A 12,707-nucleotide genomic window follows, 5' to 3' on the forward strand; every position below is an offset into this window, starting at 1 on the left:
CCGATCCCTCACTGACCACTACCTGCTGCGTTCGCAGCGTCACGCCCCTGCACTTTATCCACGTCCCCCGGGGTGGTGAACAGACAATCCTTCAAGCTCCGTCACTTTCTCGGCCGGTGGACACCCCGCACGGCCGCTCCGGCGCGGGCGGTCCTGAACTGCGGTTCCCGCCAGAGGTCTTGACAAGCCGATTGGTCTGGACCAGCTTGTTCCCCCGACGGTGGCCACCGTTCCGCACCTCCGTACGAAGGCGTACGGCCTCCTCCCCTCCCCCCGATCCCCACTCCCCCACTCCCCCACTCCCCCACTCCCCCCGGAGGCAGCAAGTGGACCGCACCACCAGAGCCGCACTGGCGCTCGCCGTCGGCGCCGGGCTCGTGTTCGTCGGCGGTACCGGCGTCGCGCAGGCAGCGGACGTCAACGTGGCCAAGAACGCCGGCTTCGAGAACGGCCTCGCCAACTGGTCCTGTTCCGCGGGCAGCGGCGCCGTCGTCTCCTCGCCGGTCCGCACCGGGGCCGGCGCCCTGCGGGCCGCCCCGGCCGGCCTCGACAACGCCAAGTGCACCCAGACCGTGACGGTCAAGCCGAGCTCCACGTACACCCTGAGCGCCTGGGTGCAGGGCGGTTACGCGTACCTCGGCGCGGCCGGCACCGGCACCACCGACGTCTCCACCTGGACCCCGGACAGCGCGGGCTGGAAGCAGCTGACCACCACCTTCACCACCGGGGCGAACACCACCTCGGTGCAGGTGTACACGCACGGCTGGTACGGCACGGCCGCGTACTCCGTCGACGACGTGAGCGTCTTCGGGCCCGACGGGGGCGGCGGCACCGACCCGACGCCGACGATCCCGGCCGCCCCGGCCGGCCTCGCCGCGGGCACGCCCACCTCCTCGTCCGTCCCGCTGAGCTGGGGCGCGGTCTCCAACGCGACCGGCTACAAGGTCTACAAGGACGGCGCCCTCGCGACCACGGTCAACAGCTCCTCGGCCACCGTCACCGGCCTGACCGCCAACACGACGTACCAGTTCCAGGTCTCCGCGACCAACGCCGCCGGCGAGTCCGCCAGGTCGGCCGCCGTCTCCGTGAAGACCGCGCAGGTCACCGACCCCGGCCCCGGCCCGGCCGTGCCCAAGCACGCGCTGACCGGCTACTGGCAGAACTTCGACAACGGCGCCGCCAAGCAGAAGCTGCGGGACGTCCAGGCGCAGTACGACATCATCGCCGTCTCCTTCGCCGACGCCACCACCACCGCCGGGCAGCTCACCTTCAACCTCGACCCGGCCGTCGGCTACGCCTCCGTCGCCGACTTCAAGGCCGACGTCGCCGCGAAGAAGGCGGCCGGCAAGTCCGTCATCCTCTCGGTCGGCGGCGAGAAGGGGAACGTCACCATCAACAGTGACGCCTCCGCGACCGCCTTCGCCGACAGCGCGTACGCCCTGATGCAGGAGTACGGCTTCAACGGCGTCGACATCGACCTCGAGCACGGCATCAACTCCACGTACCTGACCAAGGCGCTGCGCCAGCTCTCCGCCAAGGCCGGATCGTCGCTCGTGCTCACGATGGCCCCGCAGACCATCGACATGCAGTCGACCGGCACCGAGTACTTCAAGACCGCGCTCGCCGTGAAGGACATCCTCACGGTGGTCAACATGCAGTACTACAACAGCGGTGCGATGCTCGGCTGCGACGGCAAGGTCTACAGCCAGGGCTCGGTGGACTTCCTCACCGCGCTCGCCTGCATCCAGCTCCAGGGCGGCCTCGACGCCTCCCAGATCGGCTTCGGCGTCCCCGCCTCGACCCGCGGCGCGGGCAGCGGCTACGTCGACCCGCAGATCGTGAAGAACGCGCTGGACTGCCTCGCCAAGGGCACCGGCTGCGGCGCCTTCAAGCCCGCCCAGACCTACCCGAACATCCGCGGCGCGATGACCTGGTCCACCAACTGGGACGCCACGGCGGGCAACGCCTGGTCGAACGCGGTCGGCCCGCACGTCCACGGCCTCCCGTAACCCCGCACCTCCCCGCACCTCCCCTCGCGTCTCCCCCTCCCCCCTTTCGGGGGAATCCCCCGCAGCGCCGCCGCTCCCCCGGCGGCGCTGCGCCGTTTCCCGGGTCCGGGGCCGGAAGAATGTGGCCGAACTCCACTGCTTGACCGGTCCATGTCACAGCCGCACGATGTCAGCTACCGCACGTCCGTCTGTCGCACTCCCCCACACTCCCCACCCAGGAGACAGCATGCGACTTCGTATCCGCGGAGGAAGGTCCGCCGCACTCGCGGGCCTCCTGGCGCTCGCCCTCGCGGCGCCGATCTCCGCCCTCGCGACACCTGCCGGGGCCGACCCGGCACCGACCGCCGCCACCCGCGCCGGGGACGAGGTGATCCGGCAGTACGAGATCGCCGGACCCGCCACCGCCGCCGAACGCTCCGCCCTCACCGCCACCGGCGTCTCCATCGACGAGGTCGACGCCGGCCATGTCGTGGTCAGCGCCGACGCCCGGCAGGCGGCCCACCTCAAGAGCCTCGGCTACCGCGCCGTCGCCCTGCCCGCCCCGCCCGACCGGGGCGCGTCCGCCACCAGCGCCCTGGGCCCGCTCGACTTCCCCTCCGCCGACGCGAAGTACCACAACTACGCGGAGATGAACGCCGAGATCGACCAGCGGCTCGCCGCCTACCCGGCCATCATGAACAAGCGGGTGATCGGCAAGACGTACGGCGGCCGCGACATCATCGCCATCAAGGTCAGCGACAACGTCGCCACCGACGAGAACGAGCCCGAGGTCCTCTTCACGCACCACCAGCACGCCCGCGAGCACCTGACCGTCGAGATGGCGCTCTACCTGCTGCGGGAGCTGGGCGCCGGGTACGGCACCGACCCCCGGATCACCAGCATGGTGAACGACCGCGAGATCTGGATCGTCCCCGACCTCAACCCGGACGGCGGCGAGTACGACATCGCCACCGGCTCCTACCGCAGCTGGCGCAAGAACCGCCAGCCCAACTCCGGCTCCTCGTACGTCGGTACGGACCTCAACCGCAACTGGGACTACAAGTGGGGCTGCTGCGGCGGCTCCTCCGGCTCCAAGAGCTCCGAGACCTACCGCGGCACGGCGCCCGAGTCCGCGCCCGAGGTGAAGGTCGTCGCCGACTTCGTCCGCTCCCGGGTCGTCGGCGGCAAGCAGCAGATCAGGACCGGCATCGACTTCCACACCTACAGCGAACTGGTCCTGTGGCCGTTCGGCTGGACCAACGCGGACACCGCCCCGGGCATGACCCAGGACGACCGCGACGCCTTCGCCACGGTCGGCAAGAAGATGGCCACGAGCAACGGCTACACCCCCGAGCAGTCCAGCGACCTGTACATCACCGACGGGTCGATCGACGACTACCTCTGGGGCGCGCACAAGATCTTCAGCTACACCTTCGAGATGTACCCGACCGACTCCTGGAGCGGCGGCTTCTACCCGCCCGACGAGGTGATCGAGCGGGAGACCAGCCGCAACCGGGACGCCGTCCTGCAGCTCCTGGAGAACAGCGACTGCATGTACCGCTCGATCGGCAAGGCCGCGCAGTACTGCACGACGTGAGCTGCACGAAGTGAGCCGCACGACGTGAGCCGCACGACGTGAGCCGTACGGCTACGCGTTCTCGTCGAAGTAGGCGTCCAGCACGGCGTCGAGCTGGGACTCCCACTCCGTGATGTGCCCCCTGGCCGGTGCGTCGATCTCGATCGGGTACCAGCGCCGGTCAGGGGTGTGCACGGTGACGGTGAACCGCTTGCCGAAGCGCCCCGACGCGGTCTCGACCGCGCCGATCTCGTCCCAGCGGAAGTCGCAGCTCTCCTCGTCGAGGCTCAGCCGCACGCCGTCGCCGTCGGCGACGATCCGGGCCCGCCGGTCGGCGGCCTCGAAGACCGGCCCGTCGGAGACGCCGTCGGCCTCGTCGGCCGCCTCGCCCTTCTCCGGCACGGCGTCCTCGACTACGGCGTCGTCGGTGTCTTCGGCGTCGTCGGTGTCTTCGGCGTCGTCGGCGTCGTCGGCGTCATCGGCCTCGACGTCCACCGCCGTTCCCGTCACCACCGCCTCGTCGTCGTCCGGGCGTGGCCCCGTGATGCCGGGGACGAACGCCGGATCGGCCGCGGCGCCTTGGAGGGGCGGAATGCTGCTGGGTCCTGTGCTCTTCTCCACGCGGGAAGTATGGACGATGTTGCTGTGAGCGGGGCGGGCGACCCCGGCTACACGGCCAGGCTCAGCGCCGCGGCCACCGCGAACCCGGCCAGGGACAGCACCGATTCCAGCACCGTCCAGGACTTCAGGGTGTCCCGTTCCGAGATGCCGAAGTACTTGGAGACCATCCAGAAGCCCCCGTCGTTGACGTGCGAGGCGAAGATCGAGCCGGCCGAGATCGCCATGATGACCAGGGCGAGGAAGGCCTGGGAGTGCCCGCCGCCCTCGACCAGCGGGAGCACGATGCCGGCCGTGGTGACGATGGCGACGGTGGCCGAGCCCTGGGCGACGCGCAGCACCAGGGAGATCAGATAGGCCAGCACGATCACCGGCAGGCCGAAGCCGTCGAAGGTGTCGGAGAGGGCCTGGGCGACCCCGCTGGCCTTGAGGACGGCGCCGAAGACGCCGCCCGCGCCGACCACGAGCAGGATGTTGCCGACCGGCTTGAGGGAGGACGTGGACACCTGCTCCAGGGACGTGCGGCTCCAGCCGCGCCGGATGCCGAGCAGGTAGTACGCGAGGAGCAGGGCGATCGTCAGGGCGGCGAACGGGTTGCCGAAGAACTCGATCACCGAGCGGAGGGTGGAGGGGTCGAGCGCGATCGAGGAGAAGGTCGCGGCGAGGATGAGCACCAGCGGCGTACCGATGATGAACAGGACGGTGGCCAGCGGTACGGGTGCCTCGGCGCCGTCCGCGCGTGTGCCGGCCACCTGCCGCCGGGCCTCCTCGGCGGCGTCCACCATGTCCTGCGGGACCTCGACGAAGACCCGGCGGCCGATCCAGGCGGCGTACGCCCAGGCGGCGAGGACGGCGGGGACGCCGACGACGACGCCCATGAGGATGACCCAGCCGAGCGAGACGTGCAGCAGTCCGGCGGCGGCGACCGGGCCGGGGTGCGGCGGCAGGAAGGCGTGGGTCATGGACAGGCCGGCGAGCAGCGGCATGCAGTACAGCAGGATCGATTTTCCGGACTGCTTGGCGGCGGCGTAGACGATCGGCGCGAGGACGAAGATGCCGACGTCGAAGAAGACCGGGATGCCGAAGATGAGGCCGGTGAGGCCCATCGCGAGCGGGGCGCGCTTCTCGCCGAAGAGGGCGAGCAGACGCCCGCTCAGCACCTCGGCGCCGCCGGAGACTTCGAGGATCGCGCCGAGCATGGTGCCGAGGCCGATGATGATGGCGACGTGGCCGAGGATGCCGCCCATGCCGTTCTCGATGACGGAGGTGGCGGCGGACTTCTGGACGGTGCCGAAGAGTTCGGTGACCGACAGGCCGGCCGCGAGGCCGACGGCGAGGGAGACGGCGAGCAGCGCGACGAAGGGCTGGAGCCGCACCTTGATGATGAGGACGAGCAGCAGGGCGATGCCGAGCGCGGCGACGGCGAGCAGTCCCGCCGTGCCGGGTATCAGGAGCAGCAGGCCGCCGGTGTGGGGAGGGGCGGGGGGTGCTTCGGCGGCGAGGAGGGTGAGGCTCATTCGGGGGACCTCGGTTCTGGGGTGCGTGTCTCGATTCCGGGCAGGGTGGAGCGCGGCACGGCGTTCCGGGGGTGAACGCCGTGCCGGGGAACGGGCGGTGGGGTGGCGGGATCAGCTCAGGACCGCCAGCGCGTCGATCTCGATGAGCAGGCCCTTGGGCAGGCCGACGTAGACCGTGGTGCGGGCCGAGGCGGGGGCCTTGAGGCCCTGCTCCTCGAAGTACGCGTTGTAGATCGCGTTCATCTCGGCGAAGTGGTCGACGTCCGTGAGGTAGACGCGCATCATCATCACGTCGTCCCAGGTGGCGCCGCCCTCCTCCAGGATCGCCTTGACGTTGGCGAAGGTCTGGAGGGTCTGCTCGCGCAGGGTCGGGCCGGCCGGCGTCGGGGGCTGCCCCTCGACGGCGGGCAGGAAGCCGACCTGGCCGGCGACCTGGAGGATGTTGCCCTTCTTGACGCCGTGGGAGAACTTGGCGGGCGGGGCGGTGTGGGTGGCGGGGACGAGGGCGATCTTCTCGGTCATGCGGTTCCTGTTCCTAACTGTCTTTCCTGGGGGCGGTTCCGGAGTAGTCGCGGCTGATGTCCTCGGCGGTGCGGCGCACCAGCGGGAGGAGGGTGAGGAGTTCCTCCGCGGTGACCACCACGTTCGGCGCGGAGACCGACATGGCGGCGACGACGCGTCCGTCGGCGCCGCGGATGGGCGCGGCGACGCAGTTGATCGACTCCTCGTGGCCACCGAGGTCGGTGGCCCAGCCCTGTTCGCGTACGGTCGCCAGCTCCTTGAGGAAGGCGGCTGCGTTGGGCGTCGAACGGGGCGTGTACAGGGGGTAGTCCAGCTTGGCGGCGAGGGCGCGCCGCTCGGGCTCGGACAGGTCGGCGAGGAGCAGTTTGGCGACGGCGGCGACGGTGAGGGCGACCGGCTTGCCGATCCGCGAGTACATGCGCACCGGGTAGCGGCTCTCGACCTTGTCGATGTAGAGCACCTCGCCCTCCTCGCGGACGGCGAGGTGGACGGTGTGCCCGATCCGCTCGTTGAGGGCGGCGAGGTGGGGGTGGGCGATCTCGCGGATGTCGAGGTTCTCGATGGCTTCCTGGGCGAGGGCGAAGAGCCGGGCGCCGAGCCGGTAGCGCTGGTCCTGCTGCCGGTGGACGAGGCCGTGCTCGTGGAGGGTGCGCAGCAGGCGCAGCGCGGTGGACTTGTGCACGCCGAGCCGGTCGGCGACCTGTCCGAGGTCGGCGGGCCCCTGCGCGAGCAACGGCAGGATGCTGAGCGCGCGGTCGACGGTCTGGCTCATGGTGTGCGTACCTCCTGGTCGTCCCCCGTCCACCCGGGGCCGAGGTGCAGTCTCCCCCAGGCCGCGTCGTCGAGTCCGGCGAGGCGGTCGGCACGGGCGCGCCGGGGCGGCACGGCGAGGTCGCCGGGCACGGTCAGCGCGGCGGCGGCCGTCAGGTGCCCGTGCCGCAGGCGGGCGGCCGGCCCGAGGTCGCGCAGGACCCCGGAGAGGAACCCGGCGGCGAAGGCGTCCCCGGCTCCGACGGGCGCGACGATGTCGACGCGGGGGGCGGGGACGTGCACGACGTGGTCGCCGGGGCCGGCCCCGCCGGCGTTCGAGGCGCGGGGGTCCGGGGGCGGAGTCCCCGGTTCGGGAAGGCGCGGGGTGGGGGAGGAGCCGGCGCGGCGCTCGAACAGGACCGCGCCCTCCCCGCCCCGCTTCACCACGAGCGCGGCGGGCTCCGGGAGCAGCGCCCGGATCGCTTCCGGCTCGCCCACCCCCCACGCCGCCTCGGCCTCGTCCTCGCCGACGAAGACGAGGTCGGCCCGCCGGGACAGTTCCAGCAGCACCCGGCCGCCGGCGGCCGGGTCGGCCCACAGGCCGGGCCGGAAGTTGACGTCGAAGGAGACCAGCGGGCGCCCGGGGCGGGGCGCGGTCAGTTCGCGCACGAGGGCCAGGCAGGGCTCGGACAGCGCGGCGGTGATGCCGGAGAGGTGGAGGATCCGTCCGTCGGCGACGTCGGCGTACGGGACGGTGTCCGGCGACATCGCGGAGGCGGCGGACCCGGCCCGGTAGTAGACGACCTCGTGCGCGTCGCTCGCCCGGTCGGTGGCGGTGCGGAAGTAGACGCCGGTCGGGCGGCGCGGGTCGCGGCGCACGCCGGAGACGTCGACGCCGTGCGCGCCGATCGCCTCGACCAGGTGGTCGCCGAAGCCGTCCCGTCCGACCCGTCCGACCCATTTCGCGCGGTGTCCGGCGGCGGCGAGAGCGCAGGCGACGTTGGATTCGGCGCCGCCGATGGCGCGGGTGAAGGAGGGCACGTCGGCGAGGCGCCCGGTCCGGTCGGGCAGGAAGGTGACCATGGACTCGCCGAGGCAGACGACGTCCGGCGCATCGTCCACGGGGGGCGGGGTTCCGGTCACCTTCGGGCTCCTTCAGGCTGGTGCGGCGGGGGCGGTTCGGGGCCTGGTCCATTGACCTGGCGTTGGCCCGGATGTTAGACAGCCTTAAGCGATATGCGCAACGGGCGTTGCATATGATGCAACCGGCCCGCATCCTGCGCAGGAACCCTCAAGGAGGAGGAACCATGCCGGACCTGGCGAACGAGGTCGTCGACCACCGCTTCAAGGCCCTGCCGCCGGACGCCCACGGACTGACCGTCCGGGAGCTGGCCGCCGAGCGCCGCAACCTCTTCACCGGCGGCTTCACCACCCCCGTCCTCGCCCTCTCCGCCGAGTCCGTCGAGCACAACCTGCGCCTCCTGGAGGAGTACGCGGAGCGCCACGGCCTCGCCTTCGCGCCGCACGGCAAGACCTCGATGGCCCCGCAGCTCTTCGACCGCCAGCTCGCGCACGGCGCCTGGGGCATCACGGCCGCCGTCCCCCACCAGGCCCGCGTCTACCGCGCCCACGGCGTGCCCGCGATCTTCCTCGCCAACGAGCTCGTCGACGCCGCCGCCCTGCGCTGGCTGGCCGCCGAGCTCGACGCCGACCCGGACTTCCGCTTCGTCTGCTACGTCGACTCCGTCCGCGGCGTCGAGCTGATGGACGAGGCCCTGCGCGCGGCGGGCGCCCGGCGGGCCGTCGACGTCGTGGTCGAGCTGGGCGCGGCCGAGGCGGGGCGCACGGGCGCGCGGACCGAGGCCGAGTGCGAGGCCGTCGCCGACGCGGTCGCCGCCACGGACCGGCTGCGCCTGGTGGGCGTGGCGGGGTACGAGGCCACGATGCCGCAGGCCGACGCCGGCCTGGTCCGCGCCTGGCTGCACCGGCTGGTGGCACTCGCGGCGGCCTTCGACAAGGCGGGCCGGTTCGCGCCCGAGCTGCCGGAGATCGTCGTCAGCGCGGGCGGCAGCGAGTGGTTCGACGCGGTCGCCGAGGTCTTCGAGGGCATCCCGGACCTCTCCCGCCCCGTCCTGAAGCTGCTGCGCTCCGGCGCGTACGTCTCCCACGACGACGGCCAGTACCGCGCGCGGACGCCCTTCAACCGGGTCCCCGAGGAGGGCGCGCTCCAGCCCGCGTTCCGGCTCTGGTCCCAGGTCGTCTCCCGCCCCACCCCCACGCAGGCCTTCACCAACGCGGGCAAGCGCGACGCCGCGTACGACCTGCACCTGCCCGAGGCGCAGGCCGTGCGCGACGGGCGCACCGGCGAGATCCGCCCGGCCGAGGGCATCACCGTCACCGCCCTGTCCGACCAGCACGCCTGGCTGGACACCGGGCCGGGGGCGGACGTGGAGGTCGGCGACTGGGTCGGGATGGGCCTGTCCCACCCGTGCACGATCTTCGACAAGTGGCAGCTGATCCCGCTCGTGGAGGCGGACGGCACGGTCGTCGACTACATCCGCACCTTCTTCTAGGACCGGGGAGCCCGCCATGGATCTCGTCCTGCGTGACGCCGAGGTCGTCGACGGCAGCGGCGCGTCGTCCTACCGCGCCGACGTCGCCCTCTCCGACGGCCGGATCGCCGCGATCGTCAAGGAGGGCGCGGCGGCCGGCTGCCAGCGCCCCACCGCCCGGCGCGTCATGGACGCCGAGGGCCTCGTCCTGTCGCCCGGCTTCATCGACATGCACGCCCACAGCGACCTGGCCCTGCTGCGGGACCCGGACCACAGCGCGAAGGCCGCGCAGGGCGTGACCCTGGAGGTCCTGGGCCAGGACGGCCTGTCGTACGCCCCGGTCGACGACCGCACCCTCGCCGAGGTGCGCCGGGCCATCACCGGCTGGAACGGCGACGGCTCGGACATCGACTTCGACTGGCGCACGGTGGGCGAGTACCTGGACCGCCTCGACCGGGGCGTCGCCGTCAACGCGGCCTACCTGATCCCGCAGGGCACCGTCCGGATGTACGCGGTCGGCTGGGACGACCGCCCCGCCACGGAGGCCGAGCTGAACCGCATGCGGCAGCTGGTCGCCGAGGGCATGGAGCAGGGCGCGGTGGGCATGTCCTCGGGCCTCACCTACACGCCGGGGATGTACGCGCCCGACGCCGAGCTCACCGAGCTGTGCCGGGTCGTCGCCGGGTACGACGGCTACTACTGCCCGCACCACCGCTCCTACGGGGCGGGCGCCCTGGAGGCGTACGGGGAGATGGTCCGGCTCACCCGGGACGCGGGCTGCGCCCTGCACCTGGCCCACGCCACGATGAACTTCGGCGTCAACGAGGGGCGGGCGCCGGAGCTCCTCGCCCTGCTCGACGAGGCGCTGGCCGCCGGCGCGGACATCTCCCTCGACACGTACCCGTACACGCCCGGCTGCACGACCCTGGCGGCCGTGCTCCCCAGCTGGGCCCACGAGGGCGGCCCCGAGGCGCTGCTCGCCCGGCTCGCCGACGACACCACGGCCGAACGGATCCGGCACCATCTGGAGGAGATCGGCTCGGACGGCTGCCACGGCGTCCCCGTCGACTGGCACACGATCGAGATCTCGGGCGTGACGAACCCCGTCCTCGCTCCTCACATTGGCACCCGCGTCCCCGACTGGCCCACCGCCCGCCGCCTCCTCCTGGACGACCGGCTGGGCACGACGATCCTCCAGCACGTGGGGCACGAGGAGAACGTCCGCGCGATCATGCGCCACCGGGTGCACACGGGCGGCTCCGACGGCATCCTCCAGGGCTCCAAGCCCCACCCCCGGGCGTACGGCACCTTCCCGGAGTACCTGGGCCGGTACGTGCGCGAGGAGTCCGTCCTCTCCCTGGAGGAGTGCGTCGCCCACCTCACCTCCCGCCCCGCCGCGCGCCTCCGCCTCCCCGACCGCGGCCTGGTCCGCGAGGGCTACCGCGCCGACCTGACCCTCTTCGACCCCGCCACGATCGCCTCGGGCGCCACGTACGACGCCCCCCGCACCCTCCCGACGGGCATCCCGCACGTCCTGATCGACGGCCGCTTCGTCATCGAGGACGGCAAGCGGACGGACACCCTGGCGGGCCGATCCGTACGAAGCCGCTGACACGGCTACGCCCCCCGCGCGCCTTGCCGAGCCCGGCAGGATCCGGAAGAGACGGCCTAGGCTCCCGTGCCCGTCCGTCGCCCTCCGGCGCGGCTCCGGCGCGGTGCGGGAACGGGGGGCGCGGGCGCCTGCGCGGGCGCCGTCCCGTGGGCCCGCCCTCCCCCGGGCTCCGTCCGGGGGAGGGTGTCCCGGCGGAGGAGCACGGCGGCCGCGACCGCCGCCACCGCCATCAGCGCGAACCCGTACGCCGGCGTGTGCCCGGACGGCGCCGTCTCGTAGACCAGGCCCGCCGAGGCCACCGCGAGGCACCGCCCCCACACCCCGTCCCAGGCCCCCGCCGCCGCGATCCCGCACATCCCCCACAGCAGGTACCACGGCTGCACCATCGGCGACAGCACCACCAGCGCCACCAGGGACATCCCCAGGCCCAGCGTCGGATCGAGCCGTCCCTTCCACGCGCGCCACCCCAGCACCGCGATGATCCCCACCGCCACCACCAGCCCGGCCTGCTGGACGACCGCCTTCACCGGTTCCGGGTCGTCCGCGACGAGCAGGCCCAGGCCGAGGCCGAGGTCGCTGGTGACGGAGAGCGCCGTGTGGATGGTGCCGGCCACGCTCTGGGTGCGGAGCCAGCCGAAGCCCGTCCCGGCCGCCACGGTCGCGAGCGCCGCGACCCCCGCGGCGACCACCCCGGGCAGCAGCCCCTTCAGGGCCCCGCGCACGCCCCCGCCGCACCGGCGCGCGACGATGATCCCCACGAACAGCAGCGCCACCGCGGCCGGCGACTTGACCATGACCGCGAGGCCGACGAGCACGCTGCCGGCCACCCACCGCCCCCGCACGGCGAGCAGCACGCCGCCGAGCATGAGGCCGATCATGAGCCCGTCGTTGTGCAGGCCGCCGACGACGTGGACGAGGAGCAGCGGGTTGAGCGCGGCGAGCCAGAGCGCCCCGGGGCGCCCGTCGGAGAGGCCCCGTACGGCCCAGACGATCAGGGCGAGCGCGCCGAGGGCGACGAGCCGCATGCCGAGGACGGCGGGGACGACCGACCCGCCGGTGAGTTTCACGACGGCCTGGGCGAGGACGAGGAAGACGGGTCCGTAGGGCGCGGGGGTGTCGGTCCAGTGCCCGCCGACGCTGGCCGCGGCGTCGTGGCCGAGCTCGCCGGGGGCGAGGACGGAGGGCCCCGCCCCGTACACGTCGTGTCCTTCGAGGACCATCGCGCCCTGGGCGATGTAGCTGTACACGTCGGCGCTGTACAGCGGCGGCGCGAGCAGCAGGGGCGCCGCCCACCAGCCGAGGGTGACGCCGACGCGCCCGTCGGCGCCGGCCCGCAGCAGCCGCCCGTACTGCCACCAGGCCGCGACCAGCAGGGTCAGTCCGAGGTACGCGAGGATCGCGCCGGCCACGGTGGGCGTGGAGCCGCGCGGCTCCCACAGGCCCCAGCCGCCGCGTACCGGCAGGGTGCCGGCCGCCCATCCGCCGAGCGTGACGGCGAGCGATCCGGCCGCGCCGAGCCACCGGCATCCGGCGGTGCTGAAAACCCACATGACGGACCAACCTACCCGCGCG

10 protein-coding genes are annotated in these 12,707 nt (G+C 72.9%); 4 read left to right on the forward strand and 6 right to left on the reverse strand.

Annotated elements, in window-relative coordinates; translation table 11 throughout:
- The first annotated feature begins 350 nt into the window (after positions 1–350).
- Both AB0Q96_RS15350 and AB0Q96_RS15355 read left to right on the forward strand, forming a co-directional pair.
- Positions 351–2,009 (forward strand): glycosyl hydrolase family 18 protein, encoded by a 1,659-nt coding sequence (locus AB0Q96_RS15350; protein ID WP_365326036.1) that lies wholly within the window; start codon positions 351–353, stop codon positions 2,007–2,009.
- 226 nt (positions 2,010–2,235) lie between these two features.
- A complete protein-coding gene (locus tag AB0Q96_RS15355) occupies positions 2,236–3,585 on the forward strand; it encodes a M14 family metallopeptidase (protein ID WP_365325534.1) in 1,350 nt (449 codons plus the stop codon).
- 51 nt (positions 3,586–3,636) lie between these two features.
- Here the strand turns inward: AB0Q96_RS15355 and AB0Q96_RS15360 are convergent, their stop codons facing one another.
- From AB0Q96_RS15360 to AB0Q96_RS15380, 5 genes are all read right to left on the reverse strand, one after another.
- Entirely contained in the window at positions 3,637–4,185 is a 549-nt protein-coding gene (locus AB0Q96_RS15360) for a hypothetical protein (protein WP_365325536.1), read from the reverse strand.
- A gap of 47 nt (positions 4,186–4,232) precedes the next feature.
- Positions 4,233–5,699 (reverse strand): gluconate:H+ symporter, encoded by a 1,467-nt coding sequence (locus AB0Q96_RS15365; RefSeq protein ID WP_365325537.1) that lies wholly within the window; start codon positions 5,697–5,699, stop codon positions 4,233–4,235.
- Between the two features lie 111 nt (positions 5,700–5,810).
- Positions 5,811–6,221 (reverse strand): RidA family protein, encoded by a 411-nt coding sequence (locus AB0Q96_RS15370; protein ID WP_365325539.1) that lies wholly within the window; start codon positions 6,219–6,221, stop codon positions 5,811–5,813.
- Between the two features lie 13 nt (positions 6,222–6,234).
- Positions 6,235–6,993, reverse strand: coding sequence for an IclR family transcriptional regulator (locus AB0Q96_RS15375; protein ID WP_365325541.1), 759 nt, complete (start codon positions 6,991–6,993; stop codon positions 6,235–6,237).
- Positions 6,990–8,114 (reverse strand): sugar kinase, encoded by a 1,125-nt coding sequence (locus AB0Q96_RS15380; protein ID WP_365325543.1) that lies wholly within the window; start codon positions 8,112–8,114, stop codon positions 6,990–6,992. Before AB0Q96_RS15380 ends, AB0Q96_RS15375 begins: the two co-directional genes overlap by 4 nt.
- A 164-nt stretch (positions 8,115–8,278) precedes the next feature.
- On the opposite strand from AB0Q96_RS15380, the gene AB0Q96_RS15385 reads away from it, so the two are divergent.
- Both AB0Q96_RS15385 and AB0Q96_RS15390 read left to right on the forward strand, forming a co-directional pair.
- On the forward strand, positions 8,279–9,544 hold the full coding sequence (locus AB0Q96_RS15385) for an alanine racemase (RefSeq protein ID WP_365325545.1): 1,266 nt from the start codon (positions 8,279–8,281) through the stop codon (positions 9,542–9,544).
- 16 nt (positions 9,545–9,560) lie between these two features.
- Positions 9,561–11,135 (forward strand): D-aminoacylase, encoded by a 1,575-nt coding sequence (locus AB0Q96_RS15390; protein WP_365325547.1) that lies wholly within the window; start codon positions 9,561–9,563, stop codon positions 11,133–11,135.
- A 56-nt stretch (positions 11,136–11,191) separates the two neighbouring features.
- Here AB0Q96_RS15390 and mptB read toward each other — a convergent pair whose 3' ends face one another.
- Positions 11,192–12,685: a polyprenol phosphomannose-dependent alpha 1,6 mannosyltransferase MptB gene (mptB, locus tag AB0Q96_RS15395; RefSeq protein WP_365325549.1), complete on the reverse strand. Its 1,494-nt coding sequence runs from the start codon at positions 12,683–12,685 to the stop codon at positions 11,192–11,194.
- Positions 12,686–12,707 lie beyond the last annotated feature (22 nt).

Source organism: Streptomyces sp. NPDC093111, assembly GCF_040683955.1.
GTDB lineage: Bacteria > Actinomycetota > Actinomycetes > Streptomycetales > Streptomycetaceae > Streptomyces.